Origin of the sequence: Alteromonas sp. RW2A1 (assembly GCF_001886475.1) — a bacterium.
GTDB lineage: Bacteria > Pseudomonadota > Gammaproteobacteria > Enterobacterales > Alteromonadaceae > Alteromonas > Alteromonas hispanica.
In genome coordinates, this window is sequence record NZ_CP018031.1 from 1,471,471 (window position 1) to 1,498,074 (window position 26,604).

At 44.7% G+C, this 26,604-nt stretch carries 25 protein-coding genes; 17 read left to right on the forward strand and 8 right to left on the reverse strand.

The features are described 5' to 3' along the window. Positions 1 to 279: 279 nt before the first annotated feature. On the forward strand, positions 280 to 1,626 hold the full coding sequence (locus BM528_RS06600; protein ID WP_071979204.1) for a glycosyltransferase: 1,347 nt from the start codon (positions 280 to 282) through the stop codon (positions 1,624 to 1,626). Positions 1,627 to 1,743: 117 nt separating this feature from the next. On the opposite strand, the gene BM528_RS06605 is transcribed toward BM528_RS06600, so the two are convergent. Together BM528_RS06605 and BM528_RS06610 are read right to left on the reverse strand one after the other, a co-directional pair. Next, entirely contained in the window at positions 1,744 to 2,151 is a 408-nt protein-coding gene (locus BM528_RS06605) for a SufE family protein (protein WP_071979205.1), read from the reverse strand. Positions 2,152 to 2,202: 51 nt separating this feature from the next. After that, positions 2,203 to 2,601 (reverse strand): DUF2750 domain-containing protein, encoded by a 399-nt coding sequence (locus BM528_RS06610; protein ID WP_071979206.1) that lies wholly within the window; start codon positions 2,599 to 2,601, stop codon positions 2,203 to 2,205. A gap of 206 nt (positions 2,602 to 2,807) precedes the next feature. On the opposite strand from BM528_RS06610, the gene BM528_RS06615 reads away from it, so the two are divergent. The 5 genes from BM528_RS06615 to BM528_RS06635 all read left to right on the forward strand — a co-directional run bounded on the left by BM528_RS06615 (position 2,808) and on the right by BM528_RS06635 (position 8,075). Next, positions 2,808 to 3,464 carry a biliverdin-producing heme oxygenase gene (locus BM528_RS06615; RefSeq protein WP_071979207.1) on the forward strand — a complete coding sequence of 219 codons (657 nt, stop codon included), beginning with the start codon at positions 2,808 to 2,810 and terminating at the stop codon, positions 3,462 to 3,464. A 194-nt stretch (positions 3,465 to 3,658) separates the two neighbouring features. Then, complete coding sequence (gene xthA / locus BM528_RS06620) at positions 3,659 to 4,465, forward strand: exodeoxyribonuclease III (protein ID WP_071979208.1); 807 nt, start codon at positions 3,659 to 3,661, stop codon at positions 4,463 to 4,465. A 59-nt stretch (positions 4,466 to 4,524) separates the two neighbouring features. Then, on the forward strand, positions 4,525 to 5,169 hold the full coding sequence (locus BM528_RS06625) for an energy-coupling factor ABC transporter permease (RefSeq protein ID WP_071979209.1): 645 nt from the start codon (positions 4,525 to 4,527) through the stop codon (positions 5,167 to 5,169). A gap of 287 nt (positions 5,170 to 5,456) precedes the next feature. Then, entirely contained in the window at positions 5,457 to 6,638 is a 1,182-nt protein-coding gene (locus BM528_RS06630) for an FIST signal transduction protein (RefSeq protein ID WP_071979210.1), read from the forward strand. Positions 6,639 to 6,647: 9 nt separating this feature from the next. Then, positions 6,648 to 8,075 (forward strand): ATP-binding protein, encoded by a 1,428-nt coding sequence (locus tag BM528_RS06635; protein WP_071979211.1) that lies wholly within the window; start codon positions 6,648 to 6,650, stop codon positions 8,073 to 8,075. A 209-nt stretch (positions 8,076 to 8,284) separates the two neighbouring features. On the opposite strand, the gene BM528_RS06640 is transcribed toward BM528_RS06635, so the two are convergent. Together BM528_RS06640 and BM528_RS06645 are read right to left on the reverse strand one after the other, a co-directional pair. Continuing rightward, a complete protein-coding gene (locus tag BM528_RS06640) occupies positions 8,285 to 8,848 on the reverse strand; it encodes a phosphoribosyltransferase (RefSeq protein WP_071979212.1) in 564 nt (187 codons plus the stop codon). 89 nt (positions 8,849 to 8,937) lie between these two features. Continuing rightward, positions 8,938 to 10,383 carry an FtsX-like permease family protein gene (locus BM528_RS06645; protein ID WP_071979213.1) on the reverse strand — a complete coding sequence of 482 codons (1,446 nt, stop codon included), beginning with the start codon at positions 10,381 to 10,383 and terminating at the stop codon, positions 8,938 to 8,940. Between the two features lie 261 nt (positions 10,384 to 10,644). Between BM528_RS06645 and BM528_RS06650 the strand changes: the two genes are divergently transcribed. The 9 genes from BM528_RS06650 (at position 10,645) to BM528_RS06680 (ending at position 19,179) form a co-directional block, all read left to right on the forward strand. Then, entirely contained in the window at positions 10,645 to 11,244 is a 600-nt protein-coding gene (locus BM528_RS06650; protein WP_071979214.1) for a PilZ domain-containing protein, read from the forward strand. Positions 11,245 to 11,314: 70 nt separating this feature from the next. Then, the gene (gene mfd, locus BM528_RS06655; RefSeq protein WP_071979215.1) at positions 11,315 to 14,818 is read left to right on the forward strand and encodes a transcription-repair coupling factor; all 3,504 of its coding nucleotides are present in this window, start codon (positions 11,315 to 11,317) and stop codon (positions 14,816 to 14,818) included. Position 14,819: 1 nt separating this feature from the next. Further along, complete coding sequence (locus BM528_RS06660) at positions 14,820 to 16,643, forward strand: CsiV family protein (RefSeq protein WP_071979216.1); 1,824 nt, start codon at positions 14,820 to 14,822, stop codon at positions 16,641 to 16,643. A 12-nt stretch (positions 16,644 to 16,655) separates the two neighbouring features. Continuing rightward, positions 16,656 to 17,171, forward strand: a complete 516-nt coding sequence (locus tag BM528_RS06665) for a cob(I)yrinic acid a,c-diamide adenosyltransferase (RefSeq protein ID WP_071979217.1) — start codon at positions 16,656 to 16,658, stop codon at positions 17,169 to 17,171. A 113-nt stretch (positions 17,172 to 17,284) separates the two neighbouring features. Further along, entirely contained in the window at positions 17,285 to 17,473 is a 189-nt protein-coding gene (locus BM528_RS18465) for a hypothetical protein (RefSeq protein WP_100972330.1), read from the forward strand. Between the two features lie 62 nt (positions 17,474 to 17,535). Beyond that, positions 17,536 to 17,790, forward strand: coding sequence for a hypothetical protein (locus BM528_RS06670; RefSeq protein ID WP_332249008.1), 255 nt, complete (start codon positions 17,536 to 17,538; stop codon positions 17,788 to 17,790). Continuing rightward, the gene (locus BM528_RS18470) at positions 17,790 to 18,032 is read left to right on the forward strand and encodes a hypothetical protein (RefSeq protein ID WP_156844035.1); all 243 of its coding nucleotides are present in this window, start codon (positions 17,790 to 17,792) and stop codon (positions 18,030 to 18,032) included. The genes BM528_RS06670 and BM528_RS18470 overlap by 1 nt, the downstream gene beginning before the upstream one ends. A gap of 213 nt (positions 18,033 to 18,245) precedes the next feature. Beyond that, on the forward strand, positions 18,246 to 18,605 hold the full coding sequence (locus tag BM528_RS06675) for an MBL fold metallo-hydrolase (RefSeq protein WP_156844036.1): 360 nt from the start codon (positions 18,246 to 18,248) through the stop codon (positions 18,603 to 18,605). Between the two features lie 25 nt (positions 18,606 to 18,630). Then, entirely contained in the window at positions 18,631 to 19,179 is a 549-nt protein-coding gene (locus BM528_RS06680) for a hypothetical protein (RefSeq protein WP_071979219.1), read from the forward strand. 36 nt (positions 19,180 to 19,215) lie between these two features. Here the strand turns inward: BM528_RS06680 and nagZ are convergent, their stop codons facing one another. Then, on the reverse strand, positions 19,216 to 20,241 hold the full coding sequence (nagZ, locus tag BM528_RS06685; protein WP_071979220.1) for a beta-N-acetylhexosaminidase: 1,026 nt from the start codon (positions 20,239 to 20,241) through the stop codon (positions 19,216 to 19,218). A gap of 137 nt (positions 20,242 to 20,378) precedes the next feature. Between nagZ and BM528_RS06690 the strand changes: the two genes are divergently transcribed. Both BM528_RS06690 and ybaK read left to right on the forward strand, forming a co-directional pair. Continuing rightward, entirely contained in the window at positions 20,379 to 22,763 is a 2,385-nt protein-coding gene (locus tag BM528_RS06690) for a penicillin acylase family protein (protein ID WP_071979221.1), read from the forward strand. After that, complete coding sequence (gene ybaK, locus BM528_RS06695) at positions 22,760 to 23,227, forward strand: Cys-tRNA(Pro) deacylase (protein ID WP_071979222.1); 468 nt, start codon at positions 22,760 to 22,762, stop codon at positions 23,225 to 23,227. The genes BM528_RS06690 and ybaK overlap by 4 nt, the downstream gene beginning before the upstream one ends. Positions 23,228 to 23,235: 8 nt before the next feature. Here ybaK and BM528_RS06700 read toward each other — a convergent pair whose 3' ends face one another. The 3 genes from BM528_RS06700 to pheT all read right to left on the reverse strand — a co-directional run bounded on the left by BM528_RS06700 (position 23,236) and on the right by pheT (position 26,599). Further along, positions 23,236 to 23,796: a hypothetical protein gene (locus BM528_RS06700; RefSeq protein ID WP_071979223.1), complete on the reverse strand. Its 561-nt coding sequence runs from the start codon at positions 23,794 to 23,796 to the stop codon at positions 23,236 to 23,238. Between the two features lie 112 nt (positions 23,797 to 23,908). Continuing rightward, entirely contained in the window at positions 23,909 to 24,208 is a 300-nt protein-coding gene (ihfA, locus tag BM528_RS06705; RefSeq protein WP_032095099.1) for an integration host factor subunit alpha, read from the reverse strand. A gap of 3 nt (positions 24,209 to 24,211) precedes the next feature. Beyond that, the gene (pheT, locus tag BM528_RS06710; protein ID WP_071979224.1) at positions 24,212 to 26,599 is read right to left on the reverse strand and encodes a phenylalanine--tRNA ligase subunit beta; all 2,388 of its coding nucleotides are present in this window, start codon (positions 26,597 to 26,599) and stop codon (positions 24,212 to 24,214) included. Positions 26,600 to 26,604: the final 5 nt, after the last annotated feature.

Sequence of the window (26,604 nt, forward strand, 5' to 3'; positions counted from 1 at the left end):
CTACTTTCAACAACTTAAAAATACCATACCAACTTAAATAAACGCGAAATGCAAAATATGTGGATACCTTTCACATACTTATCTGTTAACTAGTAACTAGGGCATGGCGTAGTATAACGTTGTCTTATTTGAATTGCTTTTACATCCGTGCAATTTATTCCTGTTTAATAATCAGAAATGTTAAAAAGTGTGAATAAATACAATTCGGCAGCAAAAATATATTCATCGATTGTAGTTTGATATTATCTCGGCTTTTAAATCGTTGGATAAAATCATTCTATGTTAAACGTCGTTATTATCGGCTATGTGTGGCCTGAGCCTAACTCGTCTGCCGCAGGTCAAAATATGCTTTCAATAATTAAGCAAAATCGACAAGCCGGTAATAAAGTAACGTTTCTTACTGCCGCCACAGACAGCGTGCACAAAGCAGATTTAGCGGCACTTGGGGTTAACAGCGAAGCCATTGCACTAAACTGCAGTTCGTTTAACACCCGCATTAGTGAACTCAAACCAGACGTGGTTATATTCGACCGATATATGACAGAAGAGCAGTTCTCTTGGCGAGTAAAAGAGATGTGTCCTAATGCGCTTAGAATATTAAATACAGAAGACCTGCACAGTTTGCGACAAGCGCGACACGACGCTGTAAAAAATACCGGCAATGCTGCTAACGGAAACCTAAACACAGAACTGGCACAGCGTGAAGTTGCGGCCATATTGCGTTCAGATCTTACGCTAATTATTTCTGAGTTCGAAAAAAACTTACTTGAAAACCATTATCGTGTGCCCAGCAAGCAACTTCGGCTGCACCCTCTTATTGTTGAAAATTATGACGAACAACCCGCAGGCTTTGCTAGTCGTCAGCATTTTGTGCATATTGGCAATTTTCGCCATGCCCCCAATTGGGATGCAGTGCTGCAATTAAAGCAGCATATTTGGCCAGCCATTCGCAAAAAGCTTCCTCGCGCAGAGCTTCACATTTATGGCGCATATCTACCCAAAAAAGCATCTCAATTACACAACCTTAGCCAAGGTTTTTTAGTCAAAGGATGGGCTGAAAGCGCTGATGAAGTCATGTCTAGCGCTAAAGTTTTATTAGCGCCCATTCGATTTGGAGCAGGCATTAAAGGAAAATTATTAGACGCCATGAAAGCAGGTACCCCAAGTGTTACAACCTGGGTCGGTGCAGAAGGCATATTAGATACAGAGAGCAAAATAGGTACAAAAAATCTTAAAGATAAAAATACACCAACATGGCCAGGTGCCCTGTGCTTGCCCATTGTCTCAGCCACTAGCACTCATGCTGACAACGGCGAGGGAATAAACGGGAAGATAAAAAGCAATGTGCAAAGCACGATAGACGATATCGCCCACAAAGCTATTCTGCTCTACCAAGATGAAAAAGCGTGGCAAGTGGAAAGCCAAAAAGCACAAGCTCTACTCAAACACTATATTACAAAGACACCCACGATAACGTTACCAAGCCAGATAGCTTGCCTCTGTAATGAGTTAGAAAATCATCGCAAATCACTATTTTTGCAGGGGTTAATGTGGCATCAAAGTCTCAATGCGACAAAGTACATGTCGCAATGGATTGAAGAAAAAAATAAGCAAACAAATAAATAGCCCTAACCCATATTCGAATTAAAGCGGCTGGCTTATCTAGGGCATCTGGAAAGAACAGGTTAAAACAAGCCTAGTGGAGTTAGCAAAAGTCGTAACGCTATTTCATACTCGTTTTGCTTAATAGGCTTTCAGCTTTTCGACAACGGCTTTTATTCCGTTTCCTCTAGATTCGCTCATATAGCGCTGAAGTTGGCATGCCTCTAGATAAGTATCGAAGTCAAAATCTCTACGCTGAGCTTGCTCCATACTATTTGCCTTTTCGAGCAACACCGCAAGCACACCACGAATCACTTTACTGGGAGAAAATGCAAAAAACCGAGCGCCGTTTTCACTTGTGGTTTCAACATAAGCTAGCCATACCGGGCTCTCGCACCCCTTTACCGATGTTGCATCCTGTTTTAACTGCGGCGGCATTGCTGGCAGCGCTTTACCAGCAAGCATCAAGGTGCGAGTAAAGTCTTCCCAACTTTTTGCACGTGAAAGCGTAAGGGCGAGTGGAAGAAGCTCAGAATGCGTTTTCGTCATTAACTCTCTCCAACATAAGCCATTTACTAAAGTATCTTCTAAGATTAAACGCTATAAAAGTGCGTTTAACTCTTCAGCCAACTCAGGCGCTGTCATTACTAAATTCTCTACATCGCTTTGAGTGGGAAACATCACTAATTCCACACCATTTTTTTCTAAGCCAGGGAGCCAGGTCGAAATAAATTCATCGAGGGGTGTGCTAACGCTTGTACCATCTAAACCATTTGTTGTAACAAATGCTGTGGCAAGGTCTGCATGTGGAAAGATAGGTAGCCGAATGACACCATCATCTTCTAGCATTACAAAGCCCTCTGTACCTTGTACTAAACACACTTCTTTCGCTTTGACTACATAGCTAATAACAAGCATTTGTCTTTCTTCTGCTGAAAGTTTCATTGCTTGCTCAATCACAGCGTCAGATAGTTTTTCACTTACGGTTTCTGGAAACACATTAATTCTCGTCTAAAAATTTCGGGGAAGTATACCTGCACCATTTAAGTGTGCAATGGCTATTCTCATTAACACCAAAGTGCAGCTTTGCTTTCCTCGTGATACCATTGGCATAGATATGATTTACGTGATTTTTAGCGCGTCGACCGCCAAAAAGTATACGAAAGCATCTCTTCACTACCATCAAAAGAACGAAGACGAGATATATGCACGATTTATTTTTGGCGCTTAAGCAAGACACCCACGATAAACACACTCAGTTAGAAAACACTGCTCCATTCTCTCTTTTTCACAGCTTGTCTAATTTCAACATCAATACCTACGCAAGTGTACTCAGCGTAATGACCATTTTTCATCGCATTACGGCACAGCATGTTTCAGCCACCGTTAGCGAGACACCCACGCTAACGCCAATTTTTGATATGTTAAACACGAAAAAGGTGGCCAATTCATTAAAGAGAGACACCCACGATATTAGTAAAGCAGCCAACTGCGATGGCAAAAACCCATCTGCAAATCAATCTGATACATTGCAGCACGCTTCTAAACTTACATTTACAAACACGAAGTCAGCCGCAATAGCAGCTTCCTACGTTTGGCTTGGTTCTTCTATGGGCGCGAATATCATTCTCAGACGATTGGCGAAGCATGATGAAAATATTCCTACCTCGTATTACGCCACTATGGCTGATTGCGCGAAAGCATGGGTGTCTTTCAAAAAAGAAGTTGAAGATAAGCTCCCGCAGCTTGGGCTCAACTCACAAGTAGGTATCGACACTATCGTTGATGATGCCAACGCATGGTTTTCGTTATTGATTGAGCTGGGTCAAGCGCATTGCAGTCAAAAAGCAGAAGTTCAATAGCAAACGTATAAATTATCTTAATTATTCCAGGTGTTTTTATAAGATATTATTCACGTCAGTAATGAATAAGCGCAGGAAAGAGATTTAGCAACAACCGTCTGGCTGCATAATTGTGCGAAACAACTTCGTTTGTGAGTTCTGGCAGCAGTTTCTGATATCATAACGCTATTGTTAAATCTGAATAAAAACATTTTATGAAAGTAGTCTCGTTTAATATTAATGGTATCCGTGCCCGTCTTCATCAGCTTCAAGCCCTTATAGACACTCACCAGCCTGACGTCATTGGCCTGCAAGAAATCAAAGTGCACAATGAACAGTTCCCGGTTAAAGCGGTGGAAGAGATGGGTTACCACGTCTTTTTTCACGGTCAAAAAAGCCACTACGGCGTAGCATTTTTAGCTAAAAAAGCGCCAACCTCTGTTGAGATGGGTTTTCCTACCGACGACGAAGATGCACAGCGTCGAATGATCATACTTAAAACGACAAATGATAATGGTGAGCCCGTAACCATCCTGAATGGATATTTTCCACAGGGCGAAAATCAAAAGCACGAAACAAAATACCCTGCCAAGCGAAAGTTTTATCAAGACCTTATGTCGTATTTAAATCAAAGTCACACGCCAGATGAAAACGTGATTGTTATGGGTGATGTAAATATTTCCCACACCGATTTAGACATCGGCATAGGCGAAGAAAACAAAAAGCGCTGGTTACGCACCGGCAAATGTAGCTTTTTGCCTGAAGAAAGAGAGTGGCTAAACACGCTTTTAGATTGGGGATTTGAAGATAGCTATCGCTCTCTTAATCCAGAAAAAAGTGATGAATTTTCGTGGTTCGACTATCGCTCTAAAGGCTTCAACGACAACCGTGGTTTAAGAATTGACTTAATACTTGCCACGCCATCGCTACACAGTAAATTAAGCGATGCGGGCATTGATTACGAGTTAAGAGGCATAGAAAAGCCCTCTGACCATGCGCCTATTTGGGCAACCTATAAATAACATAGCAGTATCGACGTACAACGCGAGCGGCGTAGTCGAGTGAAAACGTAGGAGAAACAGTGAGTACATTGCAAACCTTAGGTCTAGTGGTTTACGGGCTGTTCGTTTTAACATCGCTTAAAACAGTAGATCTTGGTCACTTTGCGAAAACCAAACATCAACAACATTTGGTGTTTGGCACTGCCGCGGCGCTCTTTGTACTTTGGCTGCTAAAAGCCGGTATATTCGAGGGATTAGACGTACACTTTCTGGGCCTCTCTGTACTCACATTGATGTTAGGCTTTCGCTACGCCGTTATTTCATCCTTTATCGCGCTTATAGGGGCGCATTTTATTGGTTACGGCAGCTGGCAGAGCATTGGCATTAGCGGGCTACTTGGCAATGTGCTTCCTATCGCGGTAACGTATTTTTTCTTTATGCTCTCTTTCCATCGCATACCACGACAGCTTTTCGTTTATATTTTCGTGTGCGCATTTTTCCCTGCCGCAATCGGCATTGCGTTAAAAACATTCACATTAGGTGGGTATTATTTTATTGAAGGTGTGTATACATGGGATATTATTTTCTCGAATTACATCGTTCTTATTCCCCTACTGGTGTTTCCAGAGGCTCTTTTAAACGGTATGGCCATAACACTGCTTGTAATTTATCAGCCGACATGGGTCTATACGTTCCACGATAAGTTCTATCTCGACAATAAATAACTTAACATCGCCTTGTTAGATGTTCTCGTATAAATGTAATTGCGCCGCTAAAGTCTCAAAACAATTGCTATTGCACTCTGACTTCTGCCTTCGCTATTCAGCAAGCTTTGGCTGAACCTCAATATCAACCCTTTATTCACTACCTCTGAGCCTTTCAGTACAAATCGGTAGGCCAGAGTGCTAAAAACAAATTGATATTTATAACTAATTGTTAATAAGTGTTTAACTTATTTTCTTCTACACTAGAGCTATCAAAATTAGTTCTGGTTGTTATGTAGATATACCCTATGCAAATACAAACCTATTCATCTGATCAAAGAGAGACCTCTTTAGCCGCTGACGAGGTCACTCGTTCAATCCGTGACGACAAAAATGCCTCGTTGCTGGTTGCCTATACGAATGCACATCACAATCCAGCAGTGATTGCCGCCTCTCTCGCCGAGACAAAAGTCCCGTTTTTAATCGCTTCGTCTTGTCTTGGTAGCTTAATATGTAATGACGTCCATGCCAAAGCCGATGCTGGGCTTTCTGTGTTATCCATCACTGATGAAGATGGCGCGTTTGGTGTTGGAAGCGCTGATTGCTCAGAAGTCAGTGCTTTTGACGCCGGCGCCAGTGCCCTTGAAAGTGCGCTTAAAAATGCAGGCAGGCCTTTTGAAAGTCCATCGCTTATATGGTGTGCATTACCGCCCGGTGAAGAAGAGGATATCTTAAATGGATTTACCAGCGTTGTTGGTGAGCAGGTGCCCATCTTTGGCGGGTCAGCGGCCGATAATACAGTAGAAGGCAATTGGTTTATTTGCACCCAACAGCACAGCGGTGCAAATTGCGTTGCAGTGGCTGTAATGTATCCTTCGTCCCCGCTAGGACTAAGCTATAGCTCTGGATACAAGCCCACCAATACCGAGTTTATTGCCACAAAAGCGAATAACAGACACATATTAGAACTCAATGGAACTGCTGCGAGTGTAGCCTATAACGAGGCCACAAACGGGCTTATTAAAAACCAACTGTCTGGAGGTCAAATACTTGGACTTACCTCTACAGCACCATTAGGTCGGCCGGTTCAATTAGAAAATGGCGCATTGAATTACCTGCTGTGTCACCCAGATCAAGTATGTGAAGACGGTGGTCTGAATGTATTTTCAAAGGTGACCGAAGGCGAAGAACTGGTTCTAATGGAAGGCAGCATTGCCAGTTTAACCGCCCGTGCTGAACGCGTGATCAACAATGCGATAATGCTTCTACCGGATGATAGAGAGCCGGCAGGTGTTCTACTAGTATATTGTGCTGGCTGTCGCCTAACTGTAGGTGACGAAATACACCCTATGCTCGAGTCACTACAGAAGACCTTTGGGCATTTACCCATTTGCGGTACCTATACCTTTGGTGAGCAGGGACGATTTTTAGACGGTACAAACAGGCATGGCAACTTGATGATATCAGCAGTAGTTTTTTCTAAATGGTAGTTTTTCTTAATGAGTAAGGATTACGAAAACGTTCTCGAAGACTTAGCCCTTGTCTATCGACTAAAAGAGCAAGCAGAGGCACATAAAAAAGAAAGCGATGCCTTATTAGCGGGTACCCGAGCGCTTCTCACTGCAAGAAACGAGCAAGAGCTGTACACCAAAATGTTTGGTATTTTTCGCAATTTGTACAGCTACGACGTCTGCTTTGTTTTGGAAAACGATAGCAAAGGGAAAATGCGCTGTACAAATAGCACCCACACGCAGCTTATAGACACCCTTTGGGACGTTGATGATACACTGTCTAGGGCAATAAAAAGTTCACCGGTTGCCCTTTTCAACATTAAGCTTCAGCCTACATGGCAAGCGCACCTGCCCCTACTAGAAGCGCCAATCACATCTGCTCTGTACTGCCCTTTCAGAGTGCATCATCAACAGGCTGTAATGGTGTTTGGTCATCAAACGCTGGGGTTCTACACCCAAGAGTACGTTGACATGGCAAACCGCTACCGCACTTTTACGCAACAAATGTCGATGAGTGTTCAGGCCAAATTAATGGCTTTGGAAACAATTAAGCTAAAAGAAGAAAAAGCTCAGGTAGAGAAAAGCCTTATTTCTTCAGAGAAAATGGCCTCTCTCGGCCTTCTGGCAGCGGGCGTAGCACATGAAATTAATAATCCCATTGCGTTTGTTAATAGCAACATGATGTTCATTAAAGAGGTATTGCCCTCGCTCACTAACATGCAAGAGATAGTTGCCGAACTCGCAATGGCTAAGGATGACGAACAACGGGCCCACATTGCTGATAAAGCAAAGCAATGGGTTAGCGGGAATAAAATTGGCCCCATTGTTGATGAAATTGCTGATATTTGCGAAGAGTCGGCTGAAGGGCTCAATCGCGTCACCGAGATTATAACCAGCCTGCGTGCGTTTTCTCATAGCTCTGATGTTTCGGATGATGACACTGTTAATATAAACCACTGTATCACCAATGGGTTACGCCTTGTTAACAGTGAAATGAAACACAAGGTCACTATTGAGACAGACTTGGCAGACGTTCCTCTCATTCAGGGCAAAACCGGTAAAATCAATCAGGTTTTAGTTAACTTATTCGTTAATGCGGCCCAGGCTATGGATGAAGGAGGTAAACTCACGGTGCGGTCGTATTGTGATGCCCAGAGCAATGGCTCACATGTTATTGTGAAAGTTAAGGACACGGGCAGCGGCATTGAAAAAAGCGATTTAGAGAAGCTTTTCGACCCCTTCTATACCACTAAACCAACCGGTAAAGGCACAGGACTCGGCCTTTATATCTCTTTTTCTATTATCGACTCTATGGGCGGTAAAATAGAGGTAGATAGCGAGGTGAACGTAGGCACTACCTTTACACTAACGCTTCCGGTAGCAAGTGATGAGAACCGCGCTAATTTAGATGACTAACAGCAAACAAAAAGCCGAGGTGTATAAATTAGCTTAAGTAAGCTTACACAGCGGCCCTTTCGTGGTTAGCGGGGTTAATGCTTAGTTATGTTGAACGTGCTTATCTTGAGCGTAATTATCTTGAGCGTAATTATCTTGAACGTAATTATCTTGAACGTAATTATTTTGCATATGTTGAACAACACCAAATCACACCGCAAATAGCACTATTACTTATCGAAAAGAATATCCATAACTTCTGCCAACTCGCCTTTCCCAGCGCGAATTTCTTCTTCAGACAAACCTGCAATTTCATGAGGAAATACCAACCATTCGTCACTTTCGTTAACGTAATAGTCTGGTACGATATCTGTGGTGTTATTTTGCGGTTTGTACCAAGGGCACGCTATACGAATATCTTTCGGCATATTTAAACGCATAAGCTTGTTAATTTGCTTAATTAGCGCATCTACGCTGCGACCAGAGTCAAAAACATCGTCAACTATCAAAAGTTTATCGCCAGCATTAGCGTTTTCTACCAGATAATGTAACCCGTGCACACGGATCTCTTTTGATTGCTGATTAATACCGTAATAAGACGATGTGCGCACCGCTATGTGGTCGGTAGAAGTGTCTTTGAACTCAAAGAATTCCTGCACTGCAATACCTATTGGTGCGCCACCTCGCCAAATTCCTATGATGAAGTCTGGACGGAAGCCGTCTTCATATACCTTAGCGGCCAAGCGAAAGGAGTCCTGAAGTAACGATTGCGAGGTGATAAAATTCTTGTTCATAACGTCTCACTGGGCGAAATTTAAAAGACCGCGAGTATAGTGAACTTCACACCAATTTGCACGGAAAACTCATTAAATCATGCTGTTTATCATTCGTTTTGCAGTGCCTGCGATGGCTGAATTTGCATCGCTTTATACGCAGGGTAAATACTCGCTGCAATGCACAGTAACATTGAAAACAAGGTAATACTCGCAATTTGCGAAATATCCATTTCAATTGGTAAACCGCTGCCGTCTGCAGCAAGAGCAAGAGGAGAATTAACCAGCTCGAGTATGTTATTTAACTGACTAGTAACGAGACACCCAAGTATTAATCCTATTCCCGCGCCTTTTACGCCATTGAACAAGCCGTTTAGTATGAAAATGAGCATGATTGTTTTTGGCGTCATTCCTTGAGTTTGCAACACCGCAATATCCCCTTGTTTCTCAGACACCACCATCACCAGGGCAGATATAATGTTAAACGCGGCGACGGCAATAATGAGCAGCAGCATTAGCATCATCATATTTTTTTCCATTTTTACTGCGTCAAACAAGGGCCCTTGTCTTTCTCGCCAGGTTTTGATGTGTGAGGCTCTTACACCAAGCTCTGCTTTTAGGGTATTTACGATGGCAAGGTAATTAAACGCGTCATTTAAAAACAGTCTCACCGACTCGCCCTTGGCTTTGGGGTCGCGCACGAGTCTGTTTACATCATCAATATTCATATACAGTACTTTGTCGTCCATCTGCGAGCCCATATCGAATATTCCCGAAACAGTCACCAAACGTTGACTAGGCATGCGACCAAACGGAGTGTAAACGCTGGCACCAGCTACCATTACTCGCATTCTGTCGCCCACTCTCACATCGAGTTTAAGTGCCAATGCGCGCCCTACTATTACTCTAAAACTACCAGACTCTAAATCAGAGAAGCGCCCCTGCTCCATATTATTCGCCACCATAGTGTGCTGTTTCATGCCCAGGGGCTGGATACCGTGTAGTTGAACTCCCCTCAAATCTTTGCGCGACTGAACAACGGCTTCAGTTTCTCTGTAGGCCATTACGGCAAGAACCTCTTGCATGGGTGTCTTGCTAAGATAGCCATTGATTAGATCTAGCAACGATGGGGTTGAAGTATCAAAAATTTCGCCAGCGTCTGCGACTGGTTGCATGGGTGTCTCGGTTATGACTTCTTTGACGGCTTGTGAACTATTTTGCGTGGGTGTCTTTGAAACGGGGTTTTCGCTTAACGTGGGTGTCTTTGTATTCGTCTTTGTATTCGCTTTTGCAGATATGTGGGCTTTGGTGATGGTTTCGTTGATATCTGACTTGGCATCAGAAGTAATTTCAATATGGGGAACAATGCCTAGAATGCGCTGCTTGAGCTGGCCTTCAAGGCCGTTCATAACTGAAACAACAATAATTAGCGCCATTAAACCAAGGGCGATACCGGCTACCGAAAAGCGATTGATAAAAGATACAAAGCTAGTTTGATTCGCTTTTCTCGATTTGGCATAGCGATAAGCTATAGATGCTGAAAGAAGATAGGACATAGCGCCTTGCATTTAGAATAAATAGTAAAATCTCTCTCGCCACTGAACACAACACAACTAACACGCAGCTTTTCAAGAAACAGCATAATCTTACTCACAAAACGGCAGAGATTGTCTAAGCTAACAAATGTTCGAGCTTTTTACAGTGCGTATTACCATGCTAAATCAAAAAGCAAGATGACGAGATTCACCCAAAATAGTAAAGTGCGTATACTACGTGTAAGCTACTGGCTGCACAAGAATTAGTGGCAGAGGAATGATGTGAGCACACTTAGTCTAGAAGAAAAAAAAGCCCAATTCGAAGAGTATTTTTCAATCGCTTCGAACATCAATGTTAACATTCGGCCTCTTGCCGAAGGCGAAAGTGTGCCCGCTGAAGATGCCATAGAAGACGCAATGCCTTATGCATTTCGTATCGCTAGCGAAATGGCTACAATTGAAGCGCAAGCAATACGACCTCTTCGCAACCTCGGCGACCATGCTGAATCCCTCGCCGACTTTCTTAATCATCAGTCTAGAAAAATAGACCTTATGATGTCGTTTGTTCTTCACCAGCAAGATGATCCCCAGCAGCGCAACCGCTCGGTAAAATTTGGCGGCGGCGGAGTTGTTGTCGAGTCTGACACATCATTAGAAGTGGGCGCACTTGCCGAGCTAAAGTTGTTTTTAGATGCTGAAGCGGCGGCCATATTCTGTTACGGCGAAGTTATTACTTGCGAGCCCGTAGAAGATAGCTACCATATAGCGTTTATTTTTAGTGCCATTCGCGAGCAAGACCAGGAATTACTCGTGCGCGCTAGCCTGCACATTCAAACGCAGCAGCTTAGAAAGCGAGCAAAAGAGAAAAAATCTGGATCCTAAACGGCACCATCAGCAGTACTCATTGCCATCTTACATTGGTATAAATTGTATTAAACAGTTATAGGACGTCATGACAGCCACCTTATTATCACTGCCTCTTCCGGCGCAGAAGAAAGACGCATCGTCTCAGGATCATAAGCAATGGGGGCAATTACAAGGTAGCAGCACCGCGCTTTGTATTAGCCAAGCACAGGCCCAGTACAAGGGCCCAATAGTGCTTATTACCGCCGACACGCCGTCGGCAATGAAGCTAGAAAAAGAACTCGCGTTTTTTATGGCAAACAGGCCTTCGGCCAAAGACGTCCCTGTTACGTTATTTCCTGATTGGGAAACTTTGCCCTACGACTCGTTCTCCCCTCATCAGGATATTATTTCTCAGCGCCTAGAAACCCTGTTTCGTTTTACTCAGCAAGTAGACGGCATATTTATTGTTCCCGTTAACACGCTAATGCAGCGTCTTGCGCCAACGCATTACCTTGCTAAATATTTGTTGATGCTGAATAAAGGCGACACGCTAGACCGCGACGAATTTAGACGCAACCTAGAGCAAGCAGGATACCTCCACGTTAGTCAGGTAATGAGTCACAGCGAATTTTCAGTTCGCGGTAGTATTATCGATCTTTTCCCAATGGGCAGCGATCAGCCGTTCAGAATAGACCTGTTTGATGATGAAATAGACTCTATTCGATACTTCGATACCGAAACCCAGCGTTCCGGCGATTCGGTAAACAAAATTCGTTTGCTTCCCGCTCGTGAGTTTCCTACCGACAAAGAGGCAATAACGCTATTTCGGCAAAATTTCCTAGAAAGGTTTGACGCTAACAATGCCTCAGAGAGTATTTTCTCGCAGGTAAGTAAAGGCACAATGCCAAGTGGCGTGGAGTATTACTTACCGCTATTTTTTGAACAAACCGCAACCTTGTTCGATTATCTACATCCCAAAAGCTTGTTGCTGCTTCACGGCGATGTAAAAGACGCCAGCGAATTTTTCTGGGCCGATGTTAAAGAGCGCTACGAGCAGTACCGTTATAACCTAGCGCGTCCACTGCTGGCTCCTAACGAGCTTTTCTTACCCATCGACGAACTGTTCGGCAATATCAAACAGTGGCCAAGAGCGTCACTTGCAAGCAGGGTGATTGAAGAAAAAGTAGGAAGCTTCAACTTACATTGCGAACAGATAGATGACATTGCGATCAACTCGCAAAAAAAGGTTCCAGCAGAGCGTTTAATTGCCACGGTTAATGAAGCACAGAAACAAGGAGCCAAAATACTGTTTTGTGCCGAAACGCAAGGAAGACGAGAAGGTTTATTAACAGTACTGGCCAAAGCAGGAATAAAGCCTAAAGCCGTTGATACGTTCAACGACTTTCTGTCTAGTCACGATACCATTGGCATTACTGTGGGCATGGTAGAGCATAGCTTTCGCTGGAAGAGTGAAGAAGGCGAACTGCTCTTTATCACTGAAACCGAGCTGCTAGGCCACAAGGTTAGCCAACGACGCCTACGCGACAAACGCACCGCAACCGACGAAAGCGCCATCATCAGAAACTTGGCAGAGCTTTCTATTGGGCAACCTGTAGTGCATTTAGATCATGGTGTAGGTCGCTATCTTGGCCTGCAAACGTTAGATGCTGGCGGTGTAACAACTGAATATCTATGTATAGAGTATGCTAAGCAGTCGAAACTATATGTGCCTGTTGCGTCGCTGCATTTAATTTCTCGCTATACCGGTGGCGATGCCGATAGCGCACCGGTTAACTCATTAGGATCAGACGCTTGGTCGAGAGCTAAGCAAAAAGCCGCTGAAAAAGTACGCGACGTCGCTGCCGAACTATTAGATGTATACGCTCGTCGTGCCGCCAAGCCCGGCTTTGCTTATCAAATTAATTGGGATGACTATCAAAAGTTTTCCGACAGTTTTCCTTTTGAAGAAACTCCCGATCAGGCGCAGGCAATTGCCGCAGTTATGCATGACATGGGCAATCCGCTGGCTATGGATCGCCTGGTGTGTGGCGATGTGGGCTTCGGCAAAACCGAAGTCGCAATGCGCGCCGCGTTCTTAGCCGCTAATCACGGCAAGCAGGTGGCAATACTCGTACCCACTACGCTGCTCGCTCAGCAGCACTACGAGAACTTTAAAGATCGCTTTGCCGACTGGCCTTTTGAAATAGAAGTAATGAGCCGATTCGTAAGTGGAAAAGCTCAAAAAGACGTGGTTGAGCGCCTTGGCGAAGGCAAAGTAGACATTGTGGTGGGAACCCACAAACTGCTGTCTAGCGATATAAAATACAAAGATTTGGGCTTGGTGATTATCGACGAAGAGCATCGCTTTGGTGTACGTCAAAAAGAAAAACTCAAATCACTCAGGGCCGATGTGGATATTCTCACCCTTACCGCAACCCCTATCCCGCGCACGCTTAATATGGCGCTTTCTGGCATGCGAGATCTTTCTATTATCGCGACGCCACCAGCTAGGCGCCTGTCTATAAAAACCTTTGTTCAGCAGCGTAATAAGGCCACTATACGTGAAGCCATTATGCGTGAAATTTTGCGTGGTGGTCAGGTTTACTTCCTGCATAACGAAGTGGAAAGTATTGCTCAAACCGCAGAAGAAATAGCGGAAATAGTGCCAGAGGCTCGCATTGCCGTTGGCCATGGTCAAATGCGTGAACGCGACTTAGAAGGCGTGATGAGCGACTTTTATCACCAGCGTTATAACGTGTTAGTGTGTACCACTATTATTGAAACCGGTATTGATGTGCCAAGTGCAAATACCATTATTATGGACAGAGCCGATCATTTAGGCTTAGCGCAGCTGCATCAGTTGCGCGGGCGTGTGGGTCGCTCTCACCACCAAGCCTATGCGTATTTGCTAACGCCTCACCCTAAACGCATGACCAAAGACGCCGGCAAGCGTTTAGACGCCATTGCTCAGTTAGAAGATTTAGGCGCTGGATTTGCGCTTGCTACCCACGACTTAGAAATTCGCGGCGCTGGTGAACTATTAGGTGACGACCAATCAGGTCAAATCGCCAGCATCGGTTTTAGTCTTTATATGGACATGCTGGATAAAGCAGTAAACGCGCTTAAAGATGGCAGAGAGCCATCGCTAGACGATGCTATGTCTGGGCACACAGAAGTAGAGCTGCGCATACCGGCCCTTCTGCCTGAAGATTATATTGCCGATGTGAACACCCGTTTATCGCTATACAAACGCTTAGCAAGCTGCACAACACAAGACGATATCGATGAGTTTCAGGTAGAATGTATTGACCGTTTTGGGCTGTTGCCAGAGCCTGCTAAAAACCTAATTGATGTAGCGGAAATTAAGATAAGAGCGGCGGCCATAGGTATTCTCAAAGTAGACTTGTCGGCGCAAGGCGGCACCATGGAATTTAAAGAAAATACCACGGTTAACCCTGCTTACATTATCAAACAGGTTCAAACTAAACCGAATACCTTTAAATTTGAGGGAAGTCAAAAACTTCGCTTAGTGAAGAAAACCGAAACAGCTAAAGAGCGCATTGCGTTTATTAGCGATATCATTGCCGATTTTGCAAAGGAGTCGCGATAACATGACGTTATTTCGCTGGTGCACACTTACTGCGGTATTGGCCGCAGTTGCTACCACGCCATCTCATGCTAATGAAGACTGGTGGTTTGATGTGGAGGTGGTGGCGTTTAAACGCAACACCGCTCTCACTCAACTTGAAGAACAGTTTAAACTCGCTGAAACCTTCGACACGCCAGCCACCGAGGTAGATGTTATCAGCGCTGTGGTTATGCCAGACATTAGCCTGATAAAACAAAATTTGGCCACATGCGATGCCGACGGCCAGCCGCAGAGCGAATTGCCGATTACATGGCCTGAATATCCGGCGTTGACTGTTCCTAAACACGATCAAGACTTCTTGGCGCTGCCAGTTTCTATTGCCCAAAGCGACACAAAAGACCAAAGCGACACAAAAGACCAAAGCGAAGAAAGAACCCTGATAGATAGCACTGCCAAGAGCGATATAAGTAGCCAGAGCGGTATAACTGCCCAGAGCGATATAACTGCCCAGAGCGATGCAGCAACAAGCTCAGAACAAAACCTAGTAGAAAACCCAGCACAAAACCCAGTAGAGAACGCATTATCTTCCCCTGAGTTAGACTCGCTACAGCCAAACTCTACATTCGCGTCTGCATCGGTAGATATAACGCGTATCGATGATATCGATGATTTAGCTGCTACAAATTCAGATTACGATTTATCTGCCGCTGAGCCAGCACCAACGCCGCAAACAATAGCATCTTATTGGGCATCATTTTTTGGTGTCGATTCGCTGCCAGCCGTTACTACGCCAGCATTTACCTATTGCGAAATGTCAAAACCTTGGTTGAGCGTAAAAGCACAAGCAAATGGATACCAATGGCAAGAGCACGTAGTAGACAATCGTTTACCAGCCCCTAAACAGTTACCTGTTGTTATAGAAGGTAACGATTGGCCGTTAAGTGCGTCGTCCCATTTACTTTCAAGTGACACACATGAACTAACGTCTATTTCACGACAAATTCGTTCTAACCGAGCCCTAGAGCGACTGCTTCATGTAGCATGGCGTCAGCCGGTGAATTTCGGTAAGAACAATGCGTTTAACGTCCGTCTATTTGGCGGTATCAACTATGCCGATCAGTTTAATGTTGACGGCAATGAAGTAGAGCCGAGTTCAGCGCAAAGTACGTTCATGCTTGATGATAACGCTTCGCAGAATTCTCAAGGCTTTTTACAGAACGAGGCGGCACGAAACGCAGCATCTAACCTTGTATCAAGCTCAGAGCCGAACTTATACTCAGGCTCACCCTCCAGCACGTCAACAAGCGCAGCATCAAGTTCAGCATCTAGCCTTTACAACACCAACAATGATTTTTTTGCTCAGTTAGATGCGAAACTGCAAGCACCCTCACCCATTACGTTTCATGAATTACAGTCATTAAAACGCGAAGACAATGGTGAAGTATCAAGTACTGAAAATGGCAACAACGAACAGACGCCTATATGGGAAATTGACGGTCGCATGAAGGTGTTTTTGAAATACATAAATCGCGTGCCCTATCTGCATATCGACAGCGAATTATTTTATCGTCACCCTGTGCCTGAAACGTTTTTAAGCTCAGGTATTGATACACCTGCCAATGCAGAAGGGAACACACAAGAGACTACACAAGAGAATACGCAAGAGAACGCAGAGCTAACGCCTACTGAACCTCAGCAGTTAGCTTATCAACTTGTGTCAATCCCACTGGCCGAGCAACGCAGGGTGATTAGTGAACAGCTGCATTATTTCGACCATCCATTGTTTGGCTTTATCGTGCAAATTCGCCGATACAAACGCCCCATTGCAGAAGATACACAAGATTAGGAAGCTGGTTTCATGAAAATCTATACCCGTACAGGCGATAAAGGCAGTACTCAGATATATGCAGACAAAGCAGTGCGAGTAGACAAGGATGACTTAGTAGTACAAAGCTATGGTGATATTGACGAGTTAAATAGCCAAATAGGGCTATTAGCGTCATTAGTTGCCACTCATCATCATGAGTATTTGCACACTATACAGCGTAATTTGTTTCAAGCAGGATTTGCCATCTCGGCAAGCTCTACCCTAAAAGATAGTGATATTGAACGACTAGAAAATCTCATTGACGAGTTAACTAATAAAATGCCGCCTAACACCTCATTTGTACTGCCAGGCGGCAGCAAACAAGCAGCACAAGCCCATGTATGTCGTGCGGTATGCCGCAGAGCAGAGCGCGCAGTAATTAGTTTGGCCAAGCACTACGAAGTTCCCGACGTGGTGCACGCTTACCTTAATCGATTAAGCGATTTTCTTTTTACCTTTGCGCGCTTTTTAAACATTGAAGCCGGTATCGAAGAAGTTACAGTATAAAAATCGCGTATCTAAAATGAGTTAAACGTTACTTGAACTTAACTTTTTTATTTACTTTTAAATGAAAATAATTATCATCTACATTCTAAATCAAACTTAATCGTTTAAAATGCATGTTCAGGTCTTTCATTTTTTTATCACTAATAAGTGCTCTTTTCGGTACAGCTGTTGCCCAAACCAATAATGACGATGCGGTTGAAAACAGCGCCGCACAAAAACGTGCCATTGAAAACATTACGGTAACGGCGTCTGGCTTTGAGCAGCTTACAGCTTTACCCGCTCAGAGCAAGAAACAGGTGTAAATGAAGGGCTTCCGCTAGTTCAGCAGCCTAAGCATTTATTCACCTTAAATACCACGTATCGTTTGAGCGGTGAAAGCGAAATTTGGTCGCGCTGGACAGTGCGTGGAAAAGAGACGGCGCTTACTTCAGTATCATCACGCTCAATTTTATCACCCGGTGTAGGCCTTTTTGATATTGGTTACAACACGCGACTAACCCGACATATAAAATTGCAAACAGGCTTATATAACGTACTCGATAAAACTATGCGCTACGAGGAATTTGGCTACGTAGAAGACGGCCGCAGACTGTGGTTAGGTATTAATTGGGTGTTCTAATGCGTTTACTAGAAGGACGTTTCATAGCGTACAAAAATTTTGTGCAGCTTATTGTTAAAGTGCTGCTTATTAATAGCTTGTCTCCTTTAGCTTATGCTGAGGCTTTTTATGACTCAGACGCTTATGGACAAAGTTCTTATAAAAAATCCAAGCAAGAATCGCGTATGGACTTAGCCTACGACGCGGCTCAAAAAGGGCTGCGCCATAGCGATAAATTTCCTGGTTTTGCTAAGGCGTGTTGATCTTTCGTGATTAGTTTTTGAACAGCATGGTAAAGAGTTATAATTTGCTTCGCCAAAAGTAAAAGAACAACTCACTACCATGCCAGGAATTATGCCAGCATGGTATCACTGGCATTTTCAATGATGTGGCTACCCATGTACTGCTGAGTGAAATATGTACAGCAAAGATCAACAGACCCTAGCTTATGTGACATTGATAGCCCGCTGCGAGATATGAGTGTTAAACGCAGTGAGCACTCGAAACAGCGCAAAGAAAACGCAAACCACAAACCATCACGCTCTCATTATCCTAAACGCAAAGGCCAAAGCAAAAAAAACTCGCTGCCGCCTACGCAAATTTTTGAAAATGTCTACTTTGTTGGTGCGGGCAACGTATCTAGCTGGGCAGTCGATACCGGCGAATCAATTGTACTAATTGATGCGTTAAATAATGAGGCTCAAGCTCAACAATACATTATCGACGGTCTTGCTGCTCTTGGTTTAGACAACAAGCCTATTTCTCATTTAATCATTACTCATGGCCATGGCGATCACTACGGCGGACAGTCACTACGGCGGACAGTCACTTATTAGCAAGCTTTATTCGCCTAAAATTATAATGAGTAATCACGAATGGAACTGGTTAGCGGCGGGTGCCGATGGCTTTAGCAGCCCGCGTTGGGGCGAAGCCCCTGCTCGAAAAGTAGGTGTTAGTATTGGAGTCGATGACGAAACTACACTGACTGTAGGCAATAATACGTTTACTTTTTACCTCACTCCGGGCCACACGCCAGGAACTCTCTCTGTGATGTTCAAGGCAGTGGAAAAAGATGATGCCAATGATGGCGCTACGCACAAAGCTATATTGTGGGGCGGCACAGGCCTTAATTACGGCCCTGATGTTCCGCGCATAAAAGCGTATACTGAATCTGCCGCCAAAATGCGCCGTCTGGCGTTAGTAGAAAACATTGACGTTTTCCTGTCCAACCACCCTAAACGCGACGGTAGTGACAAAAAGTTTGCTGAAATCAATAAATCAGCAATAGCAATTGATAGCGCAGAAAACGCCGAAAACAATCCATTTGTGGTAGGCAAAGAAACCGTTATGTCGGCGTTCGACATGCTCTATCACTGCACAACAGCCCAAATGATAAAAGCCGGCGGCTAAAAGACTTACAGATAAAATCAGCCTCACTCGCTATTGCTAGCGTTCACTCATGCTTTCAATAAGCGCCACGGCACTGTCGTATTGGTCTTTTAATCCAGTTGGCAGTGCGCGTTGGTAAAATGATCCACCGCAGAGTGCTTTGGCACTGTCTTTATTATTAGCGTTATCTCGTAGCTGCTGAGAAACTCGCTGCTCCAGCCCATCAAGAATTTGCTCTGCGCCTTTTATGTTGTTACACGCAAGCACCATGTCGCAGCCTGCATCAAGGGCTGCACTGGCACGCTCAACATAGCCGCCAGCAACAGACGCACCATGCATCGACAAGTCATCTGAGAAAACAGCGCCAGTAAAGCCTAAGTCGCCCTTTAAAATTTGTTGAAGCCAACGCGCTGAAAACCCAGCCGGCTCTTGACACACTTGGTTGTAAATAACGTGAGCAGGCATGATGCCATCCAGCAACTCGCTTTTTATCAGCTGTTCAAACACCACCATATCGGTGTGTTTAATTTCTTCAAAACAGCGTTCATCTACTGGCAATGCAATGTGCGAATCGGGCGCTACACTGCCATGACCTGGAAAGTGTTTTCCAATGGCTGGCATGTTAGCCGCTTTTAAACCTTGAATAAGCGACTTAGCAATGCGTACTGTGTCTGTAGCGTTATCAGCAAAAGCCCTATCGCCAATCACTTGCGACACACCGTTAATATCTAATACAGGAGCAAAACTAATATCAATATCTAGTGTCTTAAGTTCAACGGCGAGGGTCAGGCCGCAGGCTTCGGCGTATTTAGCACATTTACCCTTACTTTTACAGCGGCGTAATATATCGCCCATAGCAGGAATGGCAGTAAAGCCCTCACGAAAACGCTGCACTCGCCCGCCTTCATGGTCAACTGCAACAAGAATGGGCTTATTAGCATAGCGTCGGATGTCGCTTACGAGTGCCGAAAGCTGGCGCTTATCATAGTAGTTACGAGTAAACAAAATTACGCCGCCAACAACTGGGTGCGCTAGCTTTTCTTTTTCTTCTGGCAAAAGCTCTTCTGCCATGCAATCGAGCATTAGTGGGCCCACTGTGCTACCTCGCTCATCCCCTTAAAGCATTGCGACGTAAAATATTGCGCCATACGCGTCATAAAACATTACTTCTCATTGTTGATTTCTGTGGGTAGGATAGAGAAAAAAACGGAGTAATTCACGTGATAAATTGGATTAAATGGCTTGTTGTTGGCGCGATAGCGCTACTTGCCGTGGTTGCCGCAGTTGCCTATACCACACTCTATTTAAGCCTGCCTCGACTAGAGGGAAACAGTAGTACTTATCATGTTGCTCAACCTACCCAACTATCGAGAGACTCTCTCGGGCACGCGGTCATAAACGCAGAAGGAATTTTAGATGCCGCCTATGCACTTGGCTTTGCTCACGCCCAAGACCGCTTTTTTCAAATGGACCTGCAGCGTAGAGCCGCATCGGGCAATTTATCAGACTGGGTAGGTAAAGCGGCACTTGAGATTGATAAAAATGCCCGCTTTCACCAATTTGAGCAGCGCGCTCAAGCCGTGTTCGATAACTTACCAAGTAAACAACAAGAGCTGCTTATTCGTTATTCCCATGGCGTTAACGAAGCCCTAAATGAATTCACTACCCTGCCCTTTGAATATATTGCCGCTGGCGTAGAAATAACTCAATGGCGCCCTACCGACAGTATCTTGGTAATTTACAGTATGTATTTAGACTTGCAAGGCGGCCAAGTTAACCTCGATTTAGCAAGAACTGCACTTAAAGACACCTTTGGCGAAGAGATTTACCGTTTTATTACCCAGCCAAGCCATTATCAAGCGGCTTTAGATGGCAGTGAACTTCCCCTGTCAGATGCACCTGTACCCGAGTACCCCAATATTTTATCTCAAGCTAACGACACCGTTTCAGTTACTCATATTAACCAAAATCGTTATTCGTACGATGGCACAGAACTTCCCGATATAGGCAGCAATAACTATGCAGTGTCGGGAGAGCTAACAGCAACTGGCGCAGGGCTTTTAGCAAACGACATGCATTTAAGCCTGCGGGTACCTATTATTTGGTATCGCGCGCAGCTCAATTACAGTGAGGCCGGTGAAAACATTTCGGTTACTGGCGTATCGCTGCCGGGACTACCCGGTATTGTTGTAGGCACTAATGGCCACATCGCCTGGGGCTTTACGAATGCGAACTTAGACAACGTAGACTGGGTTGCTTTAAATAGCGATACCCCTACCACCACGGTTACCCAAACAATTCCTCTGCCAGGTACTTATAATGAGAGTGCTGATAGTGAAAGTGCTGATCATGCAAGTGCTGGGCATGAATTTACTATGGAAATGAGTGAGTTCGGCCCAGTAAAAACCATTAACGGTAAGCGCTATGCTCTCAACTGGGTGGCTCATCACGATTTTGCAGCTAACCTTGCTATAGTCGATTTTGGTAGAGTGAAAACAGTGGACGATGCTCTTCTCATTGCTAGAAAAATTGCAATACCTACACAAAATTTAGTGGTGGTAGATAGCAAAGGCAGCGGAGCGTGGACACCCGGCGGCGCGGTGCTTAACAGAGAAAAAGCAAGCTACACCGCCATTTCCGAAGAGCAGATGAGAAACAATACACCGCAACCTGCTGTGTCGTTGCCCGTAGTTAAAAACCCATCCTCAAAAAGAATATGGACAGCCAATGCGCGCGTTATATCGGCAGAAGACCTGCCGCGATTAGGCGATGGTGGCTACGCACTTGGCGCAAGAGGCCAACAAATACGAGAGCGTCTGTTTGAAAAAGACAGATTTACAGAAACCGACTTTTACGCCATTCAGCTAGACAACCATGCGCAATTTCTTATTCCATGGCACAACTTACTCTCTGGGCTGCTTACTATGCATAACGTAGAGTTTAAACCCGACTTGTCTTATCTCAACACATGGGGAGCCTGTGCATGCGAAGACTCTGTTGGATACACCTTAGTTAAGCACTTTCGAAGAGAAGTGGTTCAAATGCTGTTTGGTGAAATATTATCAACTCTTGATAAGCAAGGCGTTCAAAGTCGCTCCCTGCTTAGAGGTATTGAACCAGCCACGTGGCAACTTATACACAACCAGCCCAATAGCTGGCTACCGCATGGAACAGGCACCTTCGACGAATTATTAGTAGATGCATATCGACGCGCCAAAAATAAGCTTCTCGATAAATATTCTCCTCTTGAGGCCAATATGGATACTCTACGCTGGGGTAGCGTTAATAAGCTTAAGGTAAAACACCCGTTTTCCGCACAAATCCCATTCTTTGGCGACATGTTAAACATGGATGAGGTTGAAGGTTTTGGCGATACTTACATGCCAGCCGTGCAGTCGACTGGTTTTGGCGCTTCACAGCGCTTTTTTGCAAGCCCTGGACACTTAGAGAAAGCTATCCTTACCTTACCTGGCGGTCAGTCTGGCCATCCGCTGTCAGAATTTTTTACAGCGGGTTTTAATGACTATGCAACGCAGGCTGCCACGCCGTTACTGCCAGGTGAACCTATTTATTCACGCACGTTTTACAAAAAAGAAGAAGAATGACACCGGCTATCACACTACTTAAAAAAAAGCGGCTCCATCACGAGGTTTTAAAGTACGAGCACGACAGTAATGCCCCCTCTTTCGGCCTTGAAGCGGTTGAAAAGTTAGGTTTAGCCGCAGAGTGTGTATTTAAAACCTTAGTGGTAAGTACAGAGCGCGAAGAACTCGCTGTGGTAGTTGTGCCGGTTGCGACAAAACTGAGTGAGAAAAAAGTAGCCAAGGCATTAGGCGCAAAGAAAGTTTCCATGGCAAAAGCCGAGGCTGTAGTAGCCTCAACGGGATATATATTAGGTGGAGTAAGCCCTATTGCTCAGAAAAAGCGACTATCCACACTTATCGACACAAGCGCCAAGCAGTTTGCTACTGTGTATGTTAGTGCGGGTAAACGAGGGTTAGAAGTGGCCCTGTCGCCCAGTGATTTGGCCGAACTTACTCAAGGGAAGTTTGCAGATGTGTCGGTGTGAAAGTTAAACTAAGAGCTCGTCGACGAGGCTTTTGCTTGCGTTAACCACTGCTGTTTCGCCTCTTTCATAACCGCGTCGCTTGGCGAATCATCGCCGGCAATCGCAATAGCAATTTGCTCAATAATGGCATCTCGCTTCTCTAATAAAGCATCGGCTCTGGCAAACAAATCCTTTGCTTCGGGATATTTTTCTTTAAGCCCATCTATTTTTTCAAGTGCATAATAATGCTGCTCAAATTCTTCATTAAAAAGCTGACGTTTGGCATTAAACACCACATAATCTTTCGCTGCTTTAGAGTTGAGGTATTCTAAATCGTCTTCAGACAAGCTAGCAGCTTCGGCCACTTCATTTGCTTGCTCTAGCCAATAATCAATTTGCGCATCGTTATTCTGTTTAACCGCCTGCTTAATACCCGCCTGTAAATCGCTGGCGTGAAGAATTTCCATTACCGTAATAACAGGAACAGCAGACGCCGCTTGGTCACGGTTATCAGCATCTACCGATAAAAACACAAACCAACCTGCAATGGCTATTACTACAACAGAAAGAACGACGAGTGCTTTTTTCACACTTCCTCCTAAGAAAACAGCATAAAGAATCAAGTGCGGATGCACTGTAGAAAAGAGGCAACACAAAAGAGCGAGGGAGCCTCGCTCTTTTAGTATTGTAGCGACGTATTAATTATTCGTCGACAGGTGCTGAGTTTTCAACTCGGCTTTTAAGTTTTTGACCAGGGCGGAATGTTACCACCCTGCGCGCTTTGATAGGAATATCTTCACCCGTTTTAGGGTTACGTCCAGGACGTTCATTCTTATCACGCAGGTCGAAATTGCCAAAACCTGACAGTTTTACTTGCTCACCAGATTCCAGAGCGCCTTTAATTTCTTCGAAAAAAAGCTCTACCAGATCTTTTGCATCACGCTTGTTTATGCCTAGTTTCTCGAACAGGTGTTCAGCCATCTCGGCTTTGGTCAATGCCATAGTTTACTCTCTTAACGCGGCTCCAAACTCAGATTCCAAACCTTTTACCACAGTGTCGACAGCGTGCTGAATCTCAGCCTCTTCTAAGGTTTTTTCTGGATCTTGTAAATGAAGTGACAATGCAAGGCTCTTGTACCCAGGTTCAATTCCCTTGCCTTTGTATTCATCAAACAAGTTTAGAGCAACTAGTTGATTTACGCCAATTTTTTCTATGTAAGAAAGAACATTTCCTACACGCACTTCATCTTTTACTGTAATAGCTATATCACGACGATTAGATGGAAAGCGCGATACTGGTACAGCAGACGGTAACTTGCGCTCGCTAATAGCATCAACCACTAACTCAAACACGAAAACGCGACCGTTCACGCCCAACAATTTCGTAAATTGCGGGTGAATAGCACCAATATAGCCAACTTCTTCATCGTTAAGCAAAATTTTTGCAGTCATACCCGGATGCAATGCACTGTGTTCAGCTGCTTCAAATTGGAACTCACCGTTTTTGCCAGTTAGTGCCAATAGAGCCTCTACATCAGCCTTTGCATCGAAGAAATCGACCGGGCTGTCGCCCATATCCCAATGTTCTTCGTTACGACGCCCTGCTACTACACCACCAATTACTTGCTGTTGCAATACACCATTTGGCGCATCTTGTTGAGGTATAAAGCGTAATCCGGTTTCAAACAGTCGAATTCGCTGTTGCTGACGCTTCTGATTATACGCAGTTGCACCTAGCAGTCCTGGCCATAAACTCACGCGCATTACCGACATATCAGATGATATTGGGTGTGGTAATACCATGCCATTTACCTCTGGAAACAGCGCGTTTTGTATTTTCGGGTCGACGAACGAATACGTAATGGCTTCGTTATAGCCTTTGCTTAACAACAGCGACTTCATTGTACCTAATGGCAACTGTGCCTCTTGCGAAGGCAGCATGGCCAGCTTCGCAGCTGGCGCAACGTTAGGAATATTGTTGTAGCCGTAAACTCGCGCTATCTCTTCAATTAAGTCTTCTTCAATTGATATATCAAAGCGATAGCTTGGAGCCGCAGCTTTCCAGCCGTTATCAGTTGCAGTAACGTCTAAACCTAAACGTTTAAGCATCTCCGTTACTTTTGCATCGTCGATACTAATACCTAACACACGGGTTAAGCGATCACGACGAAGTGTAACCGTGGCTTGCTTAGGCAATTTATCTTCTGAAACCGCTTCAACAACCGGACCCGCTTCACCACCGCAAATTTCTAGAACAAGCGCAGTAGCACGCTCCATGGCTTTGCGTTGAAGCAGAGGGTCTACGCCACGCTCGTAGCGGTGCGATGCATCGGTATGTAAACCATACTGACGAGCACGGCCCATAATGGCATCGCGACTAAAAAACGCACTTTCAAGCAAAATATCTTTTGTTTCAGATGTAACCCCTGAGTGAAGGCCACCAAAAATACCGGCCATTGCTAACGCTTTGTTATCGTCTGCAATTACTAGCGTATTTTCTTTAAGCGTTGCTTCTGTTTCATCAAGCAGGGTTAGCTTTTCGCCTTCTTTCGCCATACGCACATTTACATTGCCTTCAATACTAGCAAGATTGAATGCGTGCATAGGTTGACCTAGCTCAAGCAATACAAAATTAGTGACATCAACAATGGGATCGATACTACGAACACCGCAGCGGCGAAGCTTTTCAACAAGCCACAGTGGTGATGCAGCAGTTACATCAACGCCCTTAACCACACGACCTAAATATCTTGGGCAAGCATCGTCTGCACTAAGGGTAATAGCAAGTTTGTCATCAATAGTAGAGGCAACGTCTTCAACTACTGGTTCGCAAACGTCTAAGTTATTAAGCACACCAACTTCACGGGCAATACCGCGAATGCCTAAACAGTCTGCGCGGTTAGGCGTTAAATCTACTTCAATAGCGTTATCGTCTAGGTCAAGGTATTCACGAATATCTGTACCTACTGGCGCATCAACTGGAAGCTCGATAATTCCGTCGTGATCATCGCTTATGCCTAGCTCAGAAAAACTACACAGCATGCCGAAAGACGGCTCGCCGCGCAACTTGGCTTTTTTGATTTTAAAGTTGCCAGGCAGTACCGCGCCCACACAGGCTACCGCTACTTTTATGCCCTGGCGGCAATTAGGTGCACCACAAACGATATCAAGTAGCTCATCGCCACCTACGTTAATTTTAGTCACGCGAAGCTTATCGGCATTAGGGTGCTGACCGCATTCTACAACCTCGCCCACTAATACGCCGGTGAACTCACCCGCCACAGGCTCTACGCCGTCTACTTCTAGGCCAGCCATGCTCAACTGTTCAGACAGCTCATGTGCCGACAGCGACGGGTTAACCCACTCTCTTAACCATTTTTCACTGAATTTCATGTGTA

Excerpts from the sequence above, each read along its gene's own strand:
- BM528_RS06600 (WP_071979204.1), top strand. The coding sequence starts at position 280 with ATGTTAAACGTCGTTATTATCGGCTATGTGTGGCCTGAGCCTAACTCG.
- BM528_RS06605 (WP_071979205.1), bottom strand. The coding sequence starts at position 2,151 with ATGACGAAAACGCATTCTGAGCTTCTTCCACTCGCCCTTACGCTTTCA.
- BM528_RS06615 (WP_071979207.1), top strand. The coding sequence starts at position 2,808 with ATGCACGATTTATTTTTGGCGCTTAAGCAAGACACCCACGATAAACAC.
- xthA (WP_071979208.1), top strand. The coding sequence starts at position 3,659 with ATGAAAGTAGTCTCGTTTAATATTAATGGTATCCGTGCCCGTCTTCAT.
- BM528_RS06630 (WP_071979210.1), top strand. The coding sequence starts at position 5,457 with ATGCAAATACAAACCTATTCATCTGATCAAAGAGAGACCTCTTTAGCC.
- BM528_RS06635 (WP_071979211.1), top strand. The coding sequence starts at position 6,648 with ATGAGTAAGGATTACGAAAACGTTCTCGAAGACTTAGCCCTTGTCTAT.
- BM528_RS06640 (WP_071979212.1), bottom strand. The coding sequence starts at position 8,848 with ATGAACAAGAATTTTATCACCTCGCAATCGTTACTTCAGGACTCCTTT.
- BM528_RS06645 (WP_071979213.1), bottom strand. The coding sequence starts at position 10,383 with ATGTCCTATCTTCTTTCAGCATCTATAGCTTATCGCTATGCCAAATCG.
- mfd (WP_071979215.1), top strand. The coding sequence starts at position 11,315 with ATGACAGCCACCTTATTATCACTGCCTCTTCCGGCGCAGAAGAAAGAC.
- BM528_RS06660 (WP_071979216.1), top strand. The coding sequence starts at position 14,820 with ATGACGTTATTTCGCTGGTGCACACTTACTGCGGTATTGGCCGCAGTT.
- BM528_RS06665 (WP_071979217.1), top strand. The coding sequence starts at position 16,656 with ATGAAAATCTATACCCGTACAGGCGATAAAGGCAGTACTCAGATATAT.
- BM528_RS18465 (WP_100972330.1), top strand. The coding sequence starts at position 17,285 with ATGTTCAGGTCTTTCATTTTTTTATCACTAATAAGTGCTCTTTTCGGT.
- BM528_RS18470 (WP_156844035.1), top strand. The coding sequence starts at position 17,790 with ATGCGTTTACTAGAAGGACGTTTCATAGCGTACAAAAATTTTGTGCAG.
- BM528_RS06675 (WP_156844036.1), top strand. The coding sequence starts at position 18,246 with ATGAGTGTTAAACGCAGTGAGCACTCGAAACAGCGCAAAGAAAACGCA.
- BM528_RS06680 (WP_071979219.1), top strand. The coding sequence starts at position 18,631 with ATGAGTAATCACGAATGGAACTGGTTAGCGGCGGGTGCCGATGGCTTT.
- nagZ (WP_071979220.1), bottom strand. The coding sequence starts at position 20,241 with ATGCTCGATTGCATGGCAGAAGAGCTTTTGCCAGAAGAAAAAGAAAAG.
- ybaK (WP_071979222.1), top strand. The coding sequence starts at position 22,760 with ATGACACCGGCTATCACACTACTTAAAAAAAAGCGGCTCCATCACGAG.
- ihfA (WP_032095099.1), bottom strand. The coding sequence starts at position 24,208 with ATGGCATTGACCAAAGCCGAGATGGCTGAACACCTGTTCGAGAAACTA.
- pheT (WP_071979224.1), bottom strand. The coding sequence starts at position 26,599 with ATGAAATTCAGTGAAAAATGGTTAAGAGAGTGGGTTAACCCGTCGCTG.